The 19,578-nt window shown below is 45.4% G+C and carries 18 protein-coding genes and 1 tRNA gene; 15 read left to right on the top strand and 4 right to left on the bottom strand.

Annotated elements, in window-relative coordinates:
• Positions 1–18: 18 nt before the first annotated feature.
• Positions 19–1,353 carry a 4Fe-4S dicluster domain-containing protein gene (locus AAA943_RS07350; RefSeq protein ID WP_338223585.1) on the bottom strand — a complete coding sequence of 445 codons (1,335 nt, stop codon included), beginning with the start codon at positions 1,351–1,353 and terminating at the stop codon, positions 19–21.
• Between the two features lie 103 nt (positions 1,354–1,456).
• Between AAA943_RS07350 and AAA943_RS07345 the strand changes: the two genes are divergently transcribed.
• From AAA943_RS07345 to AAA943_RS07315, 7 genes are all read left to right on the top strand, one after another.
• Positions 1,457–1,529, top strand: a tRNA-Phe gene (locus tag AAA943_RS07345).
• Positions 1,530–1,790: 261 nt separating this feature from the next.
• Positions 1,791–2,282 (top strand): RNA polymerase sigma factor, encoded by a 492-nt coding sequence (locus AAA943_RS07340; RefSeq protein WP_338223584.1) that lies wholly within the window; start codon positions 1,791–1,793, stop codon positions 2,280–2,282.
• Positions 2,279–2,707, top strand: coding sequence for a hypothetical protein (locus AAA943_RS07335; protein ID WP_338223583.1), 429 nt, complete (start codon positions 2,279–2,281; stop codon positions 2,705–2,707). The genes AAA943_RS07340 and AAA943_RS07335 overlap by 4 nt, the downstream gene beginning before the upstream one ends.
• A gap of 2 nt (positions 2,708–2,709) precedes the next feature.
• Positions 2,710–3,255: a DUF4252 domain-containing protein gene (locus AAA943_RS07330; protein WP_338223582.1), complete on the top strand. Its 546-nt coding sequence runs from the start codon at positions 2,710–2,712 to the stop codon at positions 3,253–3,255.
• Between the two features lie 17 nt (positions 3,256–3,272).
• A complete protein-coding gene (locus AAA943_RS07325; RefSeq protein WP_338223581.1) occupies positions 3,273–3,782 on the top strand; it encodes a hypothetical protein in 510 nt (169 codons plus the stop codon).
• 6 nt (positions 3,783–3,788) lie between these two features.
• Positions 3,789–4,268 (top strand): DUF4252 domain-containing protein, encoded by a 480-nt coding sequence (locus tag AAA943_RS07320; protein WP_338223580.1) that lies wholly within the window; start codon positions 3,789–3,791, stop codon positions 4,266–4,268.
• 506 nt (positions 4,269–4,774) lie between these two features.
• A complete protein-coding gene (locus AAA943_RS07315; RefSeq protein ID WP_338223579.1) occupies positions 4,775–5,344 on the top strand; it encodes a NanQ anomerase/TabA/YiaL family protein in 570 nt (189 codons plus the stop codon).
• Positions 5,345–5,403: 59 nt separating this feature from the next.
• On the opposite strand, the gene AAA943_RS07310 is transcribed toward AAA943_RS07315, so the two are convergent.
• From AAA943_RS07310 to AAA943_RS07300, 3 genes are all read right to left on the bottom strand, one after another.
• On the bottom strand, positions 5,404–5,973 hold the full coding sequence (locus AAA943_RS07310) for a flavodoxin family protein (RefSeq protein WP_338223578.1): 570 nt from the start codon (positions 5,971–5,973) through the stop codon (positions 5,404–5,406).
• Between the two features lie 91 nt (positions 5,974–6,064).
• Entirely contained in the window at positions 6,065–7,801 is a 1,737-nt protein-coding gene (locus AAA943_RS07305) for a M14 family metallopeptidase (protein WP_338223758.1), read from the bottom strand.
• Positions 7,802–7,813: 12 nt separating this feature from the next.
• Positions 7,814–9,400: a M14 family metallopeptidase gene (locus AAA943_RS07300; protein WP_338223577.1), complete on the bottom strand. Its 1,587-nt coding sequence runs from the start codon at positions 9,398–9,400 to the stop codon at positions 7,814–7,816.
• Positions 9,401–9,603: 203 nt separating this feature from the next.
• Here AAA943_RS07300 and AAA943_RS07295 point away from each other — a divergent pair, with 203 nt between their 5' ends.
• The 8 genes from AAA943_RS07295 to AAA943_RS07260 all read left to right on the top strand — a co-directional run bounded on the left by AAA943_RS07295 (position 9,604) and on the right by AAA943_RS07260 (position 19,577).
• Positions 9,604–10,434 carry a universal stress protein gene (locus tag AAA943_RS07295; RefSeq protein ID WP_338223576.1) on the top strand — a complete coding sequence of 277 codons (831 nt, stop codon included), beginning with the start codon at positions 9,604–9,606 and terminating at the stop codon, positions 10,432–10,434.
• An 8-nt stretch (positions 10,435–10,442) separates the two neighbouring features.
• Complete coding sequence (locus tag AAA943_RS07290) at positions 10,443–11,693, top strand: cation:proton antiporter (RefSeq protein WP_338223575.1); 1,251 nt, start codon at positions 10,443–10,445, stop codon at positions 11,691–11,693.
• An 80-nt stretch (positions 11,694–11,773) separates the two neighbouring features.
• Positions 11,774–12,805, top strand: a complete 1,032-nt coding sequence (gene hemH / locus AAA943_RS07285; RefSeq protein WP_338223574.1) for a ferrochelatase — start codon at positions 11,774–11,776, stop codon at positions 12,803–12,805.
• A gap of 233 nt (positions 12,806–13,038) precedes the next feature.
• Complete coding sequence (locus AAA943_RS07280; RefSeq protein ID WP_338223573.1) at positions 13,039–14,202, top strand: CynX/NimT family MFS transporter; 1,164 nt, start codon at positions 13,039–13,041, stop codon at positions 14,200–14,202.
• A 76-nt stretch (positions 14,203–14,278) separates the two neighbouring features.
• Entirely contained in the window at positions 14,279–14,881 is a 603-nt protein-coding gene (locus AAA943_RS07275) for a DUF2179 domain-containing protein (protein ID WP_338223572.1), read from the top strand.
• Positions 14,881–15,588 carry a tRNA1(Val) (adenine(37)-N6)-methyltransferase gene (locus AAA943_RS07270; RefSeq protein ID WP_338223571.1) on the top strand — a complete coding sequence of 236 codons (708 nt, stop codon included), beginning with the start codon at positions 14,881–14,883 and terminating at the stop codon, positions 15,586–15,588. The genes AAA943_RS07275 and AAA943_RS07270 overlap by 1 nt, the downstream gene beginning before the upstream one ends.
• A 114-nt stretch (positions 15,589–15,702) precedes the next feature.
• A complete protein-coding gene (locus AAA943_RS07265) occupies positions 15,703–17,163 on the top strand; it encodes an IPT/TIG domain-containing protein (protein ID WP_338223570.1) in 1,461 nt (486 codons plus the stop codon).
• Between the two features lie 11 nt (positions 17,164–17,174).
• Positions 17,175–19,577 (top strand): TonB-dependent receptor, encoded by a 2,403-nt coding sequence (locus AAA943_RS07260; protein ID WP_338223569.1) that lies wholly within the window; start codon positions 17,175–17,177, stop codon positions 19,575–19,577.
• Position 19,578: the final 1 nt, after the last annotated feature.

The following is a 19,578-nucleotide window of genomic DNA, read 5'->3' as shown; positions in this document are numbered from 1 at the left end:
CATTCAGCATCGGACTTTTTATTTCATTTCCTCATCTTTGACTTTATCCGCCCAATTGAAGCGGTCGGATGGGCTGAATTTCCAAGGGGAGAAGCTGGTTTCCATGTTTTGGAACATGGCATTCCATTGGGCGGGTGTGCCGGACTCTTCCATGGCCACGTAGCGACGAAGCTGGAGTATGATCGATAGCGGGTCGATATTGACCGGACAGGCTTCCACGCAGGCATTGCAGCTGGTGCAGGCGTTGATTTCCTCTTTGGTGATGTAATCCCCCAAAAGTGCCTTGCCATCTTCTAACCCTGGCCCACCGCTATCGATGCTTTTCCCTACCTCTTCTGCACGATCCCTCACGTCCATCATGATCTTTCGGGGAGAAAGTTTCTTCCCGGTCAGGTTAGCGGGGCATTCTGATGTACATCTTCCGCATTCAGTGCAGGAGTAGGCATTCATTACATTGACCCATGTGAGGTCACTGATATCTTTTGCGCCAAAACGTCCTATCTCAGCCGGAGGCTCGGGGGCAGCTTCACTCTGAATCCCCAGCATCATATTGACCTCATTGGTCACTTCGGGCATGTTTTTGATCTCTCCTTTTGGCTTCAAGTTGGAATACCAGGTATTCGGAAATGCCAAAAAGATATGCAGGTGCTTGGAATAGGTCACGTAGACTGCAAAGGCGAGGATACCCACGATATGAAACCACCATGCAAAACGCTCAATGGCCACCAAAGCCCCATCGGAAAACCCATCAAATAAAGGCTGCAGCATACTGCTGAAAAACAGCGTTCCCAAGGCCAGGTAGTGTTCATCTCCACGGGAAGCCAAGATCTGATCAGTCGCATTCATGGTAAGGATTGCAAACATCAGGATGACCTCAATCACCAAAATTAAATTTCCGTCAAGCGCAGGCCAGCCTTTCATTTCCGGCTTGGTAAAGCGATCCACTTTCATCACATTTCTGCGAATCAAGAAAGCCACACAGGAAATGAGGACCGCTACGGCGAGAAATTCAAAAATATTGATAGCAACCGTGTAGGCTCCTCCCAATACGGGTGCGAACAGGCGGTGAGTGCCCAATATCCCGTCAAGAATGAACTCCAATACTTCAAGATTGATCACCAAAAAGCCGACATAAATCAGCAAGTGAAGAAATGCCGGAATCAGTCGGGCAAACATTTTCTGCTGTCCAAAAGCCACGAGCAGCATCGTCTGCCAGCGTTTTTCTGGTTGGTCATTTCTGGTTTCGCCCTTGCCCAAAAGGATATTTCTTCTCAGAAATTTGATCCTATTACTCAAAATATACCCCGCAACCCCCAAAATCAGGAGAAATGCGAGCTGAGGTAAGATGCTCATAGTGTTTTAATTAGCAGTTTATTCAAGAATTTGGGTTTATTTTTTTCTGAAAACCATTTGTATCAATTCGGCATATTTCTACCTTTGCATCACTTTACGAAAAGGTGATGTAGCTCAGCTGGTAGAGCATCGGACTGAAAATCCGTGAGTCGGTGGTTCGAGTCCACTCATCACCACCCTCCCGATCCCTCAAAGGATCGGGATTTTTTTTGCCATGTTTTTTTTCGTTTGCCACTGAAATGCTCCTGTTTTTCATCTGTGCAAAATATAAAATAGTCTGCATGCATACTATTTTTTCAACTGAATTTAAAATGAATCTAATCTTGGAGAGATGCTTTAGGCTTAGAATCCTTGTTTTTAGGGTAAGGTTTTCGAGAAAATTCATTTTTTTCTTCCAAGCCTGTAACTTTTCCCGCCTATATGCATCATCCTACAGAATGAATTCATTTTTCGAGACACACATCTGGCCTTTGAAGGGCAGGCTATACCGAATGGTGTACCTCTGGACCAAGGACCGGGACCTGGCTGAGGATGTGCTCCAGAATGTCTTCGAAAAATCGGTGATCCGACAACATGAATTACGGTCCCATCCCAATCTGGGAGGTTGGCTGGTCAAAAGTCTGAAGAATGAAATGCTGATGCATTACCGCAAAATCAAACCTTTGGACAGCTTGGAAAAAGCCGGGGAGATTTCTCAGCCTGAGTCCAACAAACTGGAAACTGAGCAGGAGCATCAGCTGGTTTTGGGTCTAGTGGAGGAGCTTTCTCCCAAACAGCGGGATGTGTTTTTGCTCCGTGAAGTGGAAGAAATGAGTTATGAGGAGATTTCAACGCATTTGGAAATCCCTCTGGAGCAAGTGAAAGTAAACCTGCATCGTGCCCGGACGAAAATCCGGGAGAAATTAATCAACCAAGGAATTACCCCATGAGAGATAAAATAGAAAGTCTGCTGAAAAAGTACTGGCAGGCAGAATCCACACTCGAAGAGGAAAAAGAATTAAAGGCTCTTCTCAAAATGGCTGAAGGGTTTGAGCAGGAAAAACGGCTTTTCGGAATCCTGAAGGATTATCAGTCCGCAAAACCCAAGCAGGTCAGGATGCCAAGATTGACCCAATCCCGCACGCTTAGGTATCAGTGGCTGGGCTGGGCAGCTTCTTTGATCATTTTGATCAGCTCCGTTTGGGTTTGGAGGGATTACGAGCAAAGACAAGAGGAAAAAGAGGCTTATGAGCAAGTGGCTGAAGCTTTGGCTTTGATCCAGTCCAATCTATCCAAAGGAAAAGAGCAAATGGCACCGCTTCAAGATTTAAAGTATCTCAATACAACCAATCAACTATTCAATCCAGCACCCTGACTATGAAAAAGATATTTCTACTAGCTGTACTTCTCCTAGGATTTGGGTTTAAATCAATAGCCCAAGAGGACGCAATTCAGCGGTTTTTCTCCAAATACATGGAGGATGATCGATTTTCCAGAGTGTACATCTCGCCTAAAATGATGCAGATGGCCGGAGGATTTCTAAAAAATAATGCTCAGGGAGACAAAGATGCGGAGGAGCTGGGCTCCCTAATCGCAAAAATAAAAGGGATCAGGATTCTGTCCTCGGAGGAAGTCAACGGAAAGGCGCTCTACACGGAGGCAATGAGTACTCTGACCAAAAATAAGTACGAGGAGCTGATGGATGTGCAGGACAAAAGCACCAGTCTGAAATTCATGATTCGGGAGGAAGCAGGTCTCATCCGGGAGCTGACGATGATCTCCGGGGATGCCAAAAGCTTTTCGCTTATTTCAATGCTGGGGACTTTCACCTATGAAGACCTGAATATGCTGGCAGAGAAAACCAATATCCCGGGTATGGAACAATACGGAAAAGGATCCAAAGGTCCAAAAGGCCCAAAATAGACACTAAATCAAGGAATATGAAGACCACAACCATTTTGATTTTACTTATCTCTTGCTGTCTTTCTTTGGGCTATGCCCAGGAGGGTCCACTTGAAGCAATAAAGTCCTCTTTAGGAGAAGAGCAGGTGAGTACCGCTGTGCTTTATCCTTTGGATATCGAAGGAGTCAAAGTCACAGACATTAAGGTGGATTACCGATTTCCATTCGAGGAGGGTAAGTCGGACTTGATTATTTCCATGGATGAATTCAAGTCTCTCGAAAGCGCAGTTTTTGACCTGGAAGAAATAGATCGGTCAAAGCTCTTGAAAGCTTTTGATCAGTTTAGTTCGAAGGGATTTACCGTCGCTTTTCAAAAAGACAGCCCATCTAATTTTTGCCGTCTGATTACAAATAATCAGAATCCTGAGGAGGCATATCTTCTTGTGGGTAATCAAAAGAAGGCGGAACTGCTCGGTATTTCCTATCCCAAAGACTCAAAAAAACTCACAGAATCTCTAAAAATCAAACTGGAAACTATCTTAAACTAAACCACTATGAAAAAGCTAATTCTCACTTTATCCCTTTTTGCCCTTGTTTTTGGGGTTCAAGCCCAAAGCAAAAGCATTGCATCGCTCAAAGACAAGTATAAAAACAATGACGACTTCTTCCACATGGAGCTGGGTGGCAACTTCATGAATTTTGCCGAAGGGTTCAAAATCGATTTGGACAAAAATGACATGGCCACGGTAGCCAAATCCGTGGAGCGGCTAAATTTCTTCACCCTTCCGGAAGGTGCCCAAGCGATGGCTGAATATAAAAGCCTGCAAAAAGGACTGGCCAAAGAAAACTACGATCTCCTAATGGAAGCCGCTGAAGGGAAAAGTGGAGTGATGATCTATGGAAAAGGATCCAGAAACTTCTCGGATTTGGTCATTTTGGTAGGGGACGAAAAGGAAGGCGACCTTATCGTGGTAGAACTAAAGGGGAGTTTTACTCAAGAAATGCTGGCCAAAGCCCAAAAGCAAATCCGCTGAAATTCAGCCGAAATCATCAGGAAAAAGAGCCCGTTTTCGGGCTTTTTTGTTTGAAAAGTAAAAAAGATGAAAATTTTTTCAGATTTTTTTTTGCCATACAATCGATTGCAAATTGCAAAAAAATCAAACTAATGTAGTGACATGATTTTTATTATCGACCTATTTACAGAATAAAATTTTAATTTTTTCTGTTTTGACAGAATTTCAGAGACTCCGCAATCGATAGCGCAAGTATTTTGTATTATTTTTAAAAAATAATCTTTTTTGTTAATGAATTGAAAAAAAATCGACTAGAATATTGAAACTATTGCAATTAAAGCTCCGTTTTGTATCTTTGTATAGTAATTCGAATTAGCCAATTGGCCCGGTAACCCAAAATCACTCCCCGATGGAAGCTGTCCATCCGAGGTTACGCATCAAATCAAACACGTATTAAACCAAGTGCCGTGACTCCTGTCAAAGGAGCAGTAATTGAAATTTAAAACCTATTTAAACCAACTAGTAAAATGAAAAAAATTATGACTATGCTTTTTGTTGCGGGGATCGTAACAGGAGCGTTTGCTTACAACGAGGAAAAACCGGTAGAAATCCGTCAAACAGAGCCTTCCAAAGTATTGGTGGCTTTCAAAGAAGCACCTCAGGGACCCATTGTGGTAAAAATCATGGACGAGCAAAATCAGCTTGTTTTGAGAGACCGAATCACCAAAACTGAGGCTTTTGCCAAAAGATATGACTTGAACGCACTTCCAGAAGGTAAATATCAGATTCAGGTAGCTGATGCTTTTGGGAACTTGAGCTCTTCTACTGTAAATACTACTGTGGTTTCCAAGCCGGAAGTGTATTCCAGAGTGACAGCTATGGGACCAAATCAATTCAGACTATTGGTTTCTTCTTTGGAAGCTAAAGAGGTGACCGTCCAAATTTTTGACGGTAATGAGTTGATCCACAGTGAGGTGGTAGAGAATCCTCAGGGATTGCACAAGGTGTATACGATCTCCAAACCTGCTTATCCGGAAGCCATCAGCTTCAAGGTGTCTACAGCGGGTGGATTTACCGCTTACGTAGCAAGCAAGTAATCTGGCTAAACCAACTTTATCCTGACCCCTGCCGATAAATCGGCGGGGGTTTTTGTTTTTTATGGCAAGCGAAGTGCAAGCAAGGCCACTCTTTTGCCCAACCCTCTGGCTTTTTCATAAAAGAGTTCCTGATTTTTTGAAGAATTGAATGGACCTTCTCCTGTAATGGATGAAGCTCCAAAAGCTGCCTCGACTTCTTCTCCTCCGACAATAATCATTCCGTGGATCAGCATGGCTCGAAGGATATCGATCATGACTCCTTCCTCTCCGATAGAAATTCCTCCTCCCGTAGCGAAAGCTGCGCCGATTTTATCCTTCAAGGGCCTGCCTTCAAAAGGCCATGAATTGATGAATTCCAAAACTTGAGGGGCTGGATTGCCATTGTAGACCGGAGAACCGAGAATAATCGCGGAGGCCTTGAATAGGTCTTGAGTCTCTACTTGATCGATCGGAAGCAGCTTTATCTCGACTCCTCCGACGGATTCTGCTCCATCAGCAATAGCTTCTGCCAGTACTTGGGTATTTCCGAATTGGGAAAAATAGGCGACCAAGACCATCGGCTGATCCTGCCCATGGGCGTTTTGGGAAAATATCCCCAGGAATAACAGGGTGATAATGAGAAAACGCATGATTTTTATTTTCAGAAAAGTACAAAAGGATTGAAAAGAAAAAATCCTCATTCATGGAAAGAAATGAGGATTTCAAGATTCAGAGCTTGAATTACTTTTTCCAGCTGGCTTTTCCTCCTTTGGCAGAATCCACCGTAATGCTGTAGTCGGAAGCAGAAGAAACGATCCAGCGAACTTTAACCGCACCCATCCCTGGGATATTTTCCACGGCGATTTTCTCTGGAGAGGACTTTTGCTCCTTGAATTTCTTCATGTCTTCGTCCTCTACCACAAATCCGGCCAGTACCTTGGCACCGGAAATGGTCACGTAATCCGGCCGCTCAATAGCGTATTTTAGATCTTGGCTGGCATGGGTTGGGATCATTCGTTCATTGAAAATAGTGGCTGTAACTGCCTTTACCCCTCCTCCCAAGTCCTCTTCTCTGACGTTCATCACTGATAATTTTGGGGTGTGGTATCCATGGAAAATGGTGAAAGCAGCGTTTCTGTGGGCATCCTGCTCCAATAAGAAGCCGGGGTGAGCCCGTCCGAAAGTCTTTTTGAACCCACCAATTTCCACGGTGCCAAATTGAGGATGCTCGTATTCTTTCCAATTGACAAACGCATCCCCAAAGGTCAGCAATTGATCTACTTTGAGTTGTTCGTCCTGATTCCCTCTTCCTTCATTTTTGTGAAAGTAGAGGTAAGAGACCATCAATTCGTTGGAGTAGGTAAAGATCCCTCGGTTTCCATAAAACCAATCCAATTCCCCTCCGAATACTGAATAGAGATCTTTGTATACGACGATGTACCGATAGCCGGGAATGATTTCTTCGCCCACATTTCCGATAGCATCATAGATTCGGATATCCTCTCTGTTGTATGTGTTGACATCTTCCTCTGCACCGGGACCTCTCAGGATCATCCCTCCTGAATTATGGAAGCTTTGTGCTGCGGCGATATTGGGATGCTTCATCACAAACTCCATCACGGAGCGGTTTTCCGGTAGGGTAAATGGATACCTCAAGGCGCCTCTCTGGATGTAATCAGGCTGCCAGTTCCAGCCCCAGTCTCTGTTGGGATCATAGTAGCCAATTCCATCGTCGTTGACTACTCCATCTCCGTCGTTATCGATTCCTTCCTGACCGATCATTTCGTATACTCCTACTTGGTCAGGTCCCACTTGGATCAGTTTTCTGGGATCCAATGGATCCTTGATATATCGACCGGTTGGAGATTTTCGGATCATCAGGGTAATGTGTCCGTCTCCATCCAAATCATCCATTCGGTCTTCTCCGGCTTCTCCGTCCCCGTCATTGTCCAAAACCAGCATACCTGACCTTGGGGAGCTTGCCGTGTTGGGTTCCCTGAAGAAGTTGTTTCTTGCGTCAGGATTGATGGTAGGAGTGATGTAGAAGGTTTTGTCTTTCAGAAGCTGTTTGATAAACTCATTATCGGCATGCATTTCGGTAAGATACCAGGCCAGATAGAGGGAAAATTCTCCTCCCTGGACTTCATTGGAGTGAATGTTTCCGTCGATCCACATGGCCGGCTTATCGGTGTCTTTTCCTGCGGAAAAATCCGTGATGGTGATCGTCAGGATGTCTCTGCCTTCTACAGATTTGCCAATAGATTCGACCTTGGCTAAGCCCGGATGGGCAGCTGCGATTTTTTTCATCCAGTCCCAAAGTCCTTCTGCACTGTAGTAGCGGTTCCAGGCGATTTCGACTTTTGGTTTATGGGGAGTTCCAATGGCCCGGAAGAAATTTTCCTGCTGGGCATTGACTTTCATTGCTCCCAGACTCAATGCTCCCAAAGCCAGGGTAGCTAATATTTTCTTGGTATTCATCATCTTCATGGCTTAGAGTTTGACTGTTTGGGTTACAAATCCGGTATGAGCAGCCCCAGCTTTGATGGTTACATTGCCCGTGCCCCTGACAATCCAGGAAAGGGTGACTTTTTCAAATGCAGCCATGGAGTTTATCAATTTGATTCTGTCACCGGAGATCAGCTTTTCCCCAGCTGCATCGATATCGATTCGTATTTTTCTTAGCCATCTTGACCTGGCTCCCATTTCAGAATGGGTAGGTAGAGGGGCGTTGTTGAAAAGATCGACCGTAATTCTAGTCAGGCCATTGCCGAGAGACTCGGTCTTCAGGTGGTGAAGCTCAAGCTTGGGCTGCATGGCGGCCAGCTTCAGAATGAAATCCGTATGCTCCTCGGCTAATTCAGCTACTTTTTCAAATGGAGGATTGACCATGACAAAAGGCTTGATTCCTCCCACTTCCACTTTCTGATTGGGGAAGTCCGGGTGCTTTACTTCTGTCCAAGGAACGAAGGAATCCCAACCCAAGGAATCTGCCCAAGCCAGGTAGTTGGCCTCAGCGTTGGTTTTTCCCTTGAATTCAGGTGTCCAGTATCCCGGGGTCGAAAAGCTGAGTCGCGCAAAATGGAAATAAGCCCATTGGAAGAAATCCCCGTCGGTACCTTGATTCGTCTGTTGAAATGCCTTTTGGCTTACCGTTTGGGCATACATCTCTGAGACCATGGCATTGATCGCCTGATCTTTTTCCAAAATGGAAGTCACCACCCTCTTTTTGGCATCGGGGGCTTGGTATTTCAAAGGTAAGCTCAGATTATTGGCAGGGGAAAATGTCACAAAGGCGAAAATATTCCATTGCTCAAATAGGTAGTCCAAGAGCGCTCTGGTTTCCTTTTCAGAGGCAGCGATATCCCCTGCCAAAGGTTCAAAAACCGGAAACTTGTAGGTGAGATTTTTATTGAAAGCAATGCCTTCTTTTAAATCTTCGGCAAATCTCCCGTCTTTATCCTCGTCTTTTGACTCTTTGAACACCCTATATTTTCCCGCCTCTCCTTTAGACCGGTCGGCTTTGACCAGGACTCTTTCATCTTCTTTGGAAACGGTCCATTCCCCCATCGGGTCTTCCACCCGCATCCAGGTGATCATTCCGTCCCCATTGAGATCCGTATAGCCGTTATCGTTGGGAGTGCCGTCCCGATCATGATCTGCCGTATTTGCATTTCCCCGCCGTTCATATTTTAGGGAGGCATGGTATTGCTCATAGGCATCCGGTGACATATTGGGAAAGATGTAAAAAGTAGTAGCCTCCAAGACATCGGAGTGCTCAGCGATCAGTTTTTCGGCAAACTGCAATGCCAATTCCACACTGAGCACATGGAAGCCTTCTACTCCACCGACTATGGCGATAGCTGGTTTCAGATCCAGATTTCCATTTCCGATTTTTAGGACTTGGATATCCTTGCCTCCCAGGGTTTGGGTGAGGGTTTTCAGCTCCACAGATGGATTACTCCCCAGTTTTTGGAGTCTTTGGTTGACCTGACTGAGTGTGGGATAGTCACTTTGGGCCCGAACATGGGTCCCTAGTAATGCCCCAAAGATCAGCCCGGTGAGCAAGAGTTTTCTCATAGAAATAAGGTTGGGTCGATTCTGAAATCGGGTTAAGATTAGGAAGGGAAGTTGATGAAAAAATGCGATTTAAATAATAGGTCCTCCTTGAAGTGGGGGAATATTGCCTCCATCGGATTTGGGTCGGGATAAGTGGCATGCGCCATGGTGAGATTGGTCAATTCATGGAATTTTCCTTATTTGAGGGTTCGAAGAATCAAATCATGTATCAAAAAATTGGATTGGCTTTGGCTTTTTCTCCAAGAATGGAGGCATTGATAGCAGAAGCAAAAAGACTGGTGGAGCTCTTTGATGGGGAATTGCTACTGATTCACGTAGGAGTAAAAACACCGGAATTGGAGTTCAGGCTAAATGAAATTTTTGAAAGGCACTGTTCTTCGCTACAGAAAGTCAAGATTCTCTGGAAAGAGGGAAAGCCTGCCCGTCAAATTTTGGACACTTGTGCGGAGGAAAAGGTGGATTTACTCATACTGGGGGCCTTGAAGAAAGAAGGGCTATTGACCTACTACCTGGGTTCTGTGGCCAGGAAAATTATTCGAAAAGCCAACTGTTCCCTACTTACGCTGATTGAACCAAGGCTGGAAACGACAGCTTTTTCCCAAGTAGTAATCAACGGGACTCAGCTTGAAATCACACCTAAAGTGATCCAGCGCGGGATCGATTTTTCCAAAAAAGTAAAGGTGAAAAATGTCCATATTCTCAATGAAATCAAGATGTATGGATTGGTGATGGGTACTGCGAGTGAGGATTCGGAGGACGAAGTTTCAGTGACTCGCCGTAAACTTGTGCAGGATGAAATTGATTATGTGGAGGAGAATCTAAAAGGACTGGAATTGGGGGACTTGAAAATAAACATCAAAGTGACCGGTGGAAGGTGGGCTACGGAGCTGGCCAGGTATTGTGAAAAGATAGAGGCAGATCTTCTCATCGTAGGAGATGACCGAAAGCTTAATTTTTTTGACAGGTTGTTTCCTCATGATTTGGAAGATTTACTGGGCAATCTACCCTGCAACCTATTGATGATAAAAAGTTAACAGCCTCAATGGAAACATTAAACCATAAGGAGGTCATTAACCTTCTGCTTCAACTCGCATCCATGCTGATTATGGCCAGGGTGTTTTCCGAAATTGCCCGAAAGCTCAAACAGCCAGCAGTCGTAGGAGAGATTCTTGCAGGGATTATCTTGGGCCCCACCCTATTGGGAATGCTGATGCCGGATTTCTACACCAGTCTTTTCAGCTCTCACACCATGACCAATATCGCTTTGGATGGGTTTGTCCAGATTGCAGTCGTGCTGCTCCTATTTATCGCTGGTATTGAAGTAGAGCTCCAGGTGGTTTGGAGCCAGGGGAAAAATGCGCTAAAAATCGCCCTGACATCCATGGCGCTTCCCATCATCGCCGGGTTTGTAGTGGCCTACGCTTTTCCGGAGTTTTTGGGGGTCAACATCAATGATCGGATCGTAGCGTCGACTTTTTTTGGGCTTGCCATTTCCATCACTGCCCTGGCCGTGGTAGCAAGAGTGCTTATGGATTTGAATCTGTTCAAAACCAAAACAGGCTTGCTGATAATTGCCGGGGCTATGGTAGTAGACGTGGTTGGCTGGATTGTATTTTCGGTTATCCTGTCACTTTCTGAATCTGGAAAAGAAGGACTTGGCGTATTGCCTACCATCGGTCTTACCTTATTTTTCACGGTATTTATGCTGACCGGAGGCAAAGGGCTGATCAACCGGGTTCTCCCTTGGACCAACAAGAATCTGGCCTGGCCAGGAGGATTGCTTTCACTTTCCTTGGCCATTTGTTTTCTGGCAGCTTCGTTCACGGAGTTTATCGGGATCCATGCCATTTTTGGAGCATTCATTATCGGTGTGGCTTTGGGAGATTCAGAACATTTGACGGAAAAAGCCAAGGAGATCCTGCATCAATTCATCAACAATATATTCGCGCCGATTTTCTTTGTGAGTATTGGATTGAAGGTCAATTTCATCGAGGCCTTTGATTTGGGTGTGGTTGGTGTTGTCGTTGGGGTAGGTCTGCTTACCAAGTATTTTGGGGCTTACTTAGGGGCTCGTTTTGCCGGATTGAAGCGAAATAAGTCCATGGTGGTGGGTTTTGGATTGAGTACCAGAGGAAGCATGGATATTATTCTTGGGCTGATTGCTTTGGAATATGGAATGGTATCCGAATCGCTGTTTATCGGTTTGGTAATCCTGGCACTTCTGTCCAGTATTCTGTCCGGTCCACTCATGGGCTGGGCTGAAAATCTGAAGCTGTCTCCCTCTTCCAAATAAGCGATTGAAAGATTCCCTAGTTTTTTTTTCGAACAAAGGGGCTATTTTTGGACTTTTCCTAGGGAATTTGAAAATCACCCATGAGTAAAAACAATGCTAAGATCGGAGTTCTTTTAGTCAATTTGGGGACTCCTGACAGTACTAAGACAGGAGACGTGCGCAAATATCTGCGGGAGTTTTTGATGGATGGACGTGTGATCGACTTTCCATTGATCCCTCGATGGATGTTGGTCAATCTGATTATTGCCCCTTTTCGAGCCCCAAAATCTGCCGGAGAATACCGCAAACTCTGGACGGAAAGAGGTTCACCTTTGCTTTTTCATACTGAAGACCTTCGGGACAAACTGATCCAAAAGCTTGACCCGGAGAAATACCTGGTCTCCATAGCAATGCGGTATCAGAATCCGAGCATTGAGAAAGGGCTTGAGGTATTGATGAAGGCTAAGGTGAAAAAAATCATTGTTCTTCCTCTTTTCCCTCAGTATGCCTCAGCCACCAATGGTTCCGTAATAGACAAAGTGATGGAGATTGTCCGCAAATGGCAGATAATTCCTGAAATCTCCTTCATTAGCAACTATGTGGATCATCCACTTTTTCTGGAAGCTTGGGCCGAACTCGGACGGGAGGCTATGGCCAAGGGGGATTATGACCGATATCTTTTTTCTTACCATGGTCTGCCTGAGAGACAGATCAGAAAAGGCAGTGTAGAGGGATACTGTCAGCTCGGAGCCTGCTGCAATAAGTATGGGCTCAAAAACCAATTTTGCTACCGGGCACAATGTTTTCAAACGACCCGTCTGGTTGCCAAAAAGCTCGGACTTCCCGAAGATAAAGTCCTGACCTGTTTCCAATCCCGACTAGGTAAAGATCCTTGGATCAAGCCTTACACCGAGGATATGATTAAGGATTTGGCAAAAGAAGGAGTGAAAAAAGTATTGGTATTCTCTCCAGCCTTTGTGGCAGACTGCCTGGAAACGACTGTAGAGGTGGGTGAAGAATACAAAGAGCAGTTTGAGGAGCTGGGAGGGGAGCATTGGGAGCTGGTACCCAGCCTTAATTCTAATGATACTTGGGTGGATTGCGTGAAGGATTTGGTGGAATCGAGGGCTTAATTTTACTTCACCTTTAAGTAATCCGAAAAATTTACGATTTCAGATTTACGACATTCATGTGGGCTCAGCGACCCCCTTTTTAATCTACATTTTCAAAAGCTTGGTAAAACTATGTACAATATGTATAGGGTCTTCAAGGCTTCATGTTAGGAATCAAAGCTTTAGAAATTAGGGTTGAGGTTCCTTAAAATATCGTAAATCGTACTTCGTAAATCGTACTTTGTACTACCCTAATGTCTAATCCTACCAGCAAAGCCCTCCTAATTCTCGGCATCATTTTGATCTCGATCAATCTCAGGACTTCGATCGCCTCGGTGGGGCCTTTGATCCCCTTTATTCGGGAAGATTTGGGGATTTCCAATGGTTTGGCGGGATTTCTTACCACCCTTTCCCTGATTACTTTTGCCCTGTTTTCTCTTTTTGCACCGGCCATCGGAAAGCAGTTGGGATTAGGACGCGCTATTTTTGCAGGAATATCCTTATTGGCAGTGGGTGTGGTAATCCGGGTTTTGGGGGGAATAGAGGTTCTTTATTTTGGAACAGCCCTGACCGGAATCGGAATCGTGATTGCCAATGTATTGATGATTCCCTTTTTCAAGGCTCGGTTACCGGAGAAAATAGGGCTTTTTACTGCTATCCTTTCCACAGGGATGTCTCTCTTTGCGGCCCTAGCTTCCGGGGTGAGTGTTCCCTTGGCCCAGGAGCTAGGTTTGGGTTGGAGAGGATCTTTGGCCTCTTGGGTTGGGCTGATGATTTTGGCTTTGCTGGTGTGGATACCTCAGCTGAGTTCCCAATCCAATCCCCGAAAGGTTGATTCCTCAGTCGGCAAAAATGTCTGGAAAAGTAAGCTTGCCTGGCAGGTGACACTCTTTATGGGGGCACAATCGGTGATGTATTTTACCATGATTACCTGGCTTCCGGATATGTTTATCGCCAGGGGAATGTCCCCTTCCAATGCCGGTCTTGCCTTGTCCTATTTGCAATTGATCTCCCTGATCGGAACGTTTTTTATTCCCGGGATTCTGATGAGGCTCAGGGAGCAGTCCAAGGTGATTTTGATCGTTGGTCTGGGCTATCTTTTGGGCTATTCTGCGCTTTTCCTTGAGCAAGGCTGGATCACTTTTTTGGCTTTGACCGTCATCGGTGTAGGGAGTGGGGCAAGCCTGAGCATTGCTTACACCCTGATTTCACTCCGGACATCAGATGACCTGACTACCTCCCGGCTTTCGGGAATGGTACAGTCTGCCGGATATGTGCTTGCCGCCTTGGGTCCTTTGGTGTTTGGTATTTCTCTTGATTTTTTTTCTAACTGGGATTTGCTCATCGGATTTCTATTGCTGATGACGATTCAGTTTATCTACTTCGGGCTTCCTGCAGGGCGAGACCGGAAGATATAGCGGAGATTCTTTCTTCCTTTTGCCATCCTTGCCGTCGAAAGACCTAATTTTGTGTCTTCCACTTCTTATCTCTGCCATGCAAGATTTTCTCTATTCTTTGGGCATTTCCGAGCAATTGCTGAATTACGTTCTGATGCCCTTGCTGATATTTGTTGCAAGGATCGGCGATGTATCGATCAATACCCTCCGGATCATGTTTATGATGAACGGGAAGAAATCGATAGTCCCTGTATTGGGCTTTTTTGAAGCGATGATTTGGCTTTTGGCGATTGGGCAGATCTTTCAGAATGTAAACAATCCCTTTTCCTACATTGCCTATGCAGGGGGATTTGCCATGGGTACTTTTGTAGGAATGACCTTGGATGAAAAGTTGGCTTTGGGCCGAGTTCTGGTTCGGGTCATCACTCCTCATCCCCTTCCCAAACTTCTTGAATTCATGAAGGAAAAAAACTACCGCTTCACCAGTGTAGGGGCAGAGGGAAGGTATGGCAAAGTCAATCTTCTCTTTACCGTGATGAAGCGGGACCAGCTACAGACCTTCATCGGAAAGGTCAAAGAGTGTGACGAACGCGCATTTTATACCATAGAAAGTGTGAAGCGGGTTTCGGAAGAAGATCTGAATATCATGGAAGACAAACCCAGGTTTCGATCCCGCCTATTTAGTCGTGCCAGAACCTGATGGGCAATTCTTGGTTTCAGTTTCAGCAGTTTCGTATTGAGCAGGATCGGTGTGCGATGAAGGTCAGTACAGATTCTGTATTGTTGGGTACTTTGGTGAGGGAAAAGTCTCCGAAAAAAATCCTGGATGTCGGGACAGGCACTGGGGTAGTTGCACTGATTTTGGCTCAGCGCTTTCCCAAGGCCCAAGTTCAAGCGGTAGAGTTGGATGAGGAAGCGGCAAATCAGGCTGCTGAGAATTTTGCCAACAGTCCATTTTCTAACAGACTAAAACTAGTCGAAGGCCGTTTTCAGGAGTTCCCCGAAAAGGAACAGGTTGACCTTTTGGTCAGCAATCCTCCGTATTTTCCCAATCATCTCAAGGCCCGTGATCCGAGAAGAAATCAGGCATTGCATACCGATGAGCTGTCTTTTTGGGAATTGCTTGAAAAAGCAGGCAAGCTTTTGAGCGAAGAAGGGAGCCTTTGGGTGATATTGCCTCCAGCCCAGATGAAAGAGTTTGAGGTTTTGGCAGCAAGACAGTCCCTTTTTCCCAAAAAATTGGTTTCGGTAAAAGATTCTGCAGGTTCCAGAGTGATCAGGCAGGTGCTGCAGTTCCAAAGGAAAATTGAGTTGAAAGTCCAAGAAGAGTTGATCCTTAAGGAAGGTGACGGGAGTTTTTCCAGGTCTTATTCCCGACTTATTTCAGGATTTCTTTTGGGATTTTGAACCAAAAACAATCAGATTTTTTGATTTATGCTAAAATGTCCTTCTATTTAAGTCTAAAAAGACCCAAGAATAATCTTTTTTCTATTTTTGCTACCAATTTAATTACCACAATCCATGCGAAAATTACTGTCCCTGAGCCTTTTATTAGTGCTCATTGGAGGATGGGCTTGTACCGAAGAGGTGGATACCCCGATTATTGTAGCCACAGAAGATGTGCTGTTTGTAGGGGGGACCAACGTCAGACTCTCGGGCAGATTAATCACCAATAGAGAAGTCACTGCCACGGATCACGGATTTCTGATTTCAGAATCAGAGGCATTCAGCTCACCGATTACCATTTCCTTGGGTACCAAAGACGGGCCGGGCCGATTTATTGGAGAAACATCCGGTCTACGAATCGCTCAACAATATTGGGTAAAAGCCTTCTCGGAGGTGGATGGAGAGCAGCTTTTTGGAGCAGCTGTTCCCATCCGCACCTTAACTCCTCAGTTGGACGGCTATTTCCCCAATTTTTCCAGGGCAGGTGAACTCCTGACCATAGAAGGCAGAAACCTCTCAGAAGATACCCAAGTGTTTTTTGGTACTCAGGAAGCACAGATTGTCAGCAACGTTTTTGAATCCAGACTCACCGTGAGAATCCCTCCTGCCACAGAAAACAGTTTGGTTCCCTTGCGATTGCAGATTCAAGGAGAAATTTTCGAATTTCCTCAGCCTTTTGAATATCAGGCAGGCCGATTTACTCTAGTTGGCTTATTTCCGGAATCGTTCAGGATTTACAATACGGTGTCATTTACCAACCAGGCTGGGTTCCATGTGGGATTGGGAAATGTTCGTCTGTCGTCTTCCTATTCCAAAATTCAGCGATTTGATCCCAGTACCCTATCTTGGAGCGAAGTCAACTTCCCTGGAAATCCACGATCCTTTGCTTTTGCCACTTCCGGGTATCTGGGTGGAGGAGCAGTGGAGCTTGGCTTCAATTCTTTTGAGTTTGATCGGTCTTTTTGGCAAATCAACGGAAGCACTTTTGAGCAATTGGCAGACCTGCCTTTCCAAGGGCGGGAGCAGTTGGCTATGGAAATCAACGGGGAGCTTTTTGTCATGGGTGGAATCGACCCTGGGGCGAATGACATCTGGAAATATTCCCCAAATACGAAATCCTGGGCAAAAGTAGCAACAGCTCCTTTTGTACTCCATGCCGGAACTCCTCACTTTGTCTATCAAAACAAGGGGTATGTAGTCAATACCAGTGGACAGCTTTTCGAGTTTGATTCTCAATTGCTAAGTTGGAATTTCAAGACGGTCTATCCGGGAAGTTTGGGAGAAGGCTATGGAATGGCGGCTATAGATGGAAACAAAGCTTGGGTAGGCTTATACCGAAGAAGCCAGGAAATTTTCGAATTGGATCTGAATACCTTCTCATGGAAGGCGAAAAATCCCTTCGAAGGCTTCCCTAGAAGCATCAACCTGGGGTCTTTTGTCTATCAGGGTGAAATCTATATCCTAAGGGGCCCTGAGATTTCCGTCACCGGAGAATTACCACTGGAACTATTCAAATTTGATCCCAACGGTCTTTAAGCTCAGCCATGATGAAAAAATTATTACTTCTGATTTTCCTTTTCTCGGGCTTTGCTACTCTAGCCCAACAGACCACAGCACCGCCTAAGCGGCAGGTTGTAGGCCGGGATATCGGTCAGCTCAAAGGCATCCGTATCACGGGAAGAATAATCGATGAGATTACCGGTGAAGCTTTGGTGGGTGCCACCATCACCGTCCCGGAGTTGGACTTGACGCGAATCACCGATACCAATGGGTTCTTTGAATTGGTTCTTGATCGGGCGGAGTACAATCTCACTTTCCGCTATGTAGGCTACGAGACCGTGGACTATCCGATCACAGCCGTGGGTGATGGACGGATTTCCATCCGAATGATCCAGGAAGATTTCCAATTGGATGACGTGGTCATTTATGGAAGAGATCCGGAAAAAAATATTCGTTCTACGGATATGGGGGCAGTGACCCTGAGCATGAATACGATGCGGGAGCTTCCTCCTTTCTTCGGAGAGGTGGATATCGTCCGGTCCTTGGCAACTCTTCCGGGAGTAAGCCAAGTGGGAGAGGCCTCATCCGGGCTCAATGTCCGCGGAGGTGGCGTTGACCAAAACTTGATCCAGTTTGGGGGAGCACCGATTTACAATCCTTCTCACATGTTTGGATTATTTACAGCCTTCAATCCGGACGTAGTCAATGACGTGACCCTGTATAAGGCGGTGGTTCCGGCGCGATTTGGAGGAAGGAGTTCTGCAATCTTGGATATCTTACCCAAAGCAGGGAGTGTGGACAAATGGGGAGTCGACTTGATGGCAGGAACCTACACAGGAAAAATCTCCGTGAATGGGCCTCTGATTAAGGACAAAGTTTCCATCTTGGGTGGCTTTAGAGTCTCTTACATCAACTGGCTCCTTCAGACACTTACTGATCCGGTCTTGAACAATTCCAATGCAAACTTCTACGACGGAAACCTCGTGATCAGTGCTCCGATATCAGACAAGAACGAATTCATGTATAGCTATTACACAAGCTATGACGATTTTGCTTTTGCCTCGGATACGACGATTTCCTGGAAAAATACTGCCCATTCTCTTCAATGGAAAAGCAAGTTCAGCGAAAAGTTGGGTATGGAGGCTTTGGGCTTCTATTCGGGGTATAATTTTGGGGTATTCAACCGATCCGGAATCAATGATTTTCAGATCAATTCCGACATTCTGGACATGGGAGGAAAGCTGTTTCTTTCCTATAATTTTTCCCCAACCAATAAAATTACCTTTGGAGGTGAATACAAGCAAGTGGAGATTCAGCCAGGAGAGCTGATTCCGGGAGAGCAAGGGGAGGTTTTGCCCAGAAAAGTCCAGAATGAATTGGGCCGCGAGATGGCGGGACATTTTCAGCATGAATTTGAGCTAGGAGAAAAGTTGGGCTTCTCCTACGGGCTCAGGTATGATTTCTACCAATACCTGGGTGCCAGGACTGTCCGGCAGTATGCCGAAAATCAACCCATATCCGATGGAAGTGCCATTGGAGAAATCAGCTATTCAGATGGTGAAGTCATCCAAAGCTACGATGGATTTGGCCCGAGAGCCTCTATCCGCTATTCCTTTAACAAGTCTACTTCGATCAAAGCGGGATACAATAAAATGTATCAGTTTATCCATCTGATCTCCAACACAGCGACTATTGCTCCATTTGATCTATGGAAGCTAAGCGATAATTTCCTCAAGCCTCAGATTGCAGACCAGTATTCCTTGGGATTCTATAAAAACTTCAAAGGAAACATTTTCGAAACCTCAATTGAGGTTTACTACAAAGACCTGCAAAATGTGGTAGAGTACAAAGACGGGGCAAATCTTATTGTCAGAAATCACATTGAAACCGAATTGGTCCCTGCACAGGGACAGGCTTATGGGGCTGAGCTCTATATCAAAAAAAACTTGGGAAGACTGACCGGGTGGATCTCCTATACCTACTCCAGAGCATTGAGAAGGGTGATTACTCCCTATGAGGAGGAAAACATCAACAACGGGGAATGGTACGCCTCCAACTTTGACAAGCCCAATGACCTGACCGTAATCGGAAATTATAAAGTAAGTACAAATACTTCCATTTCAGCGACCGTAGCCTATAGCACGGGCAGGCCTGTCACTTTTCCTGAGGCTAAGTTTGACTTTTCGGGAAACAGTCTAGCCTACTTTGACAACAGAAACCAAGACCGGATGCCAGACTTCTTCCGGATTGATTTTGCTGCGAATTTCAAACTGAAGGGAAGCGGAAAGTTTTTTGAAGGAGATTGGACGTTCTCTGTCCTCAATGTCCTGGGAAGAAAGAATCCTTATTCCATATTCTTTGGAGATGCACCCGGTTTACCTCCCCAATCGCTTCGGCTCGCCCTTTTGGGTGTGCCACTGCCTAGTTTGAGTTATGCGATTAAATTCTGAG

Origin of the sequence: Algoriphagus confluentis (assembly GCF_036245625.1) — a bacterium.
GTDB lineage: Bacteria > Bacteroidota > Bacteroidia > Cytophagales > Cyclobacteriaceae > Algoriphagus > Algoriphagus confluentis.
This window is presented reverse-complemented; position numbering and strand designations above follow the sequence as displayed.

Coding starts and splice junctions, on each gene's coding strand:
- AAA943_RS07350 (WP_338223585.1), bottom strand. CDS start 1,353: ATGAGCATCTTACCTCAGCTCGCATTTCTCCTGATTTTGGGGGTTGCG.
- AAA943_RS07340 (WP_338223584.1), top strand. CDS start 1,791: ATGAATTCATTTTTCGAGACACACATCTGGCCTTTGAAGGGCAGGCTA.
- AAA943_RS07335 (WP_338223583.1), top strand. CDS start 2,279: ATGAGAGATAAAATAGAAAGTCTGCTGAAAAAGTACTGGCAGGCAGAA.
- AAA943_RS07330 (WP_338223582.1), top strand. CDS start 2,710: ATGAAAAAGATATTTCTACTAGCTGTACTTCTCCTAGGATTTGGGTTT.
- AAA943_RS07325 (WP_338223581.1), top strand. CDS start 3,273: ATGAAGACCACAACCATTTTGATTTTACTTATCTCTTGCTGTCTTTCT.
- AAA943_RS07320 (WP_338223580.1), top strand. CDS start 3,789: ATGAAAAAGCTAATTCTCACTTTATCCCTTTTTGCCCTTGTTTTTGGG.
- AAA943_RS07315 (WP_338223579.1), top strand. CDS start 4,775: ATGAAAAAAATTATGACTATGCTTTTTGTTGCGGGGATCGTAACAGGA.
- AAA943_RS07310 (WP_338223578.1), bottom strand. CDS start 5,973: ATGCGTTTTCTCATTATCACCCTGTTATTCCTGGGGATATTTTCCCAA.
- AAA943_RS07305 (WP_338223758.1), bottom strand. CDS start 7,801: ATGAATACCAAGAAAATATTAGCTACCCTGGCTTTGGGAGCATTGAGT.
- AAA943_RS07300 (WP_338223577.1), bottom strand. CDS start 9,400: ATGAGAAAACTCTTGCTCACCGGGCTGATCTTTGGGGCATTACTAGGG.
- AAA943_RS07295 (WP_338223576.1), top strand. CDS start 9,604: ATGTATCAAAAAATTGGATTGGCTTTGGCTTTTTCTCCAAGAATGGAG.
- AAA943_RS07290 (WP_338223575.1), top strand. CDS start 10,443: ATGGAAACATTAAACCATAAGGAGGTCATTAACCTTCTGCTTCAACTC.
- hemH (WP_338223574.1), top strand. CDS start 11,774: ATGAGTAAAAACAATGCTAAGATCGGAGTTCTTTTAGTCAATTTGGGG.
- AAA943_RS07280 (WP_338223573.1), top strand. CDS start 13,039: ATGTCTAATCCTACCAGCAAAGCCCTCCTAATTCTCGGCATCATTTTG.
- AAA943_RS07275 (WP_338223572.1), top strand. CDS start 14,279: ATGCAAGATTTTCTCTATTCTTTGGGCATTTCCGAGCAATTGCTGAAT.
- AAA943_RS07270 (WP_338223571.1), top strand. CDS start 14,881: ATGGGCAATTCTTGGTTTCAGTTTCAGCAGTTTCGTATTGAGCAGGAT.
- AAA943_RS07265 (WP_338223570.1), top strand. CDS start 15,703: ATGCGAAAATTACTGTCCCTGAGCCTTTTATTAGTGCTCATTGGAGGA.
- AAA943_RS07260 (WP_338223569.1), top strand. CDS start 17,175: ATGAAAAAATTATTACTTCTGATTTTCCTTTTCTCGGGCTTTGCTACT.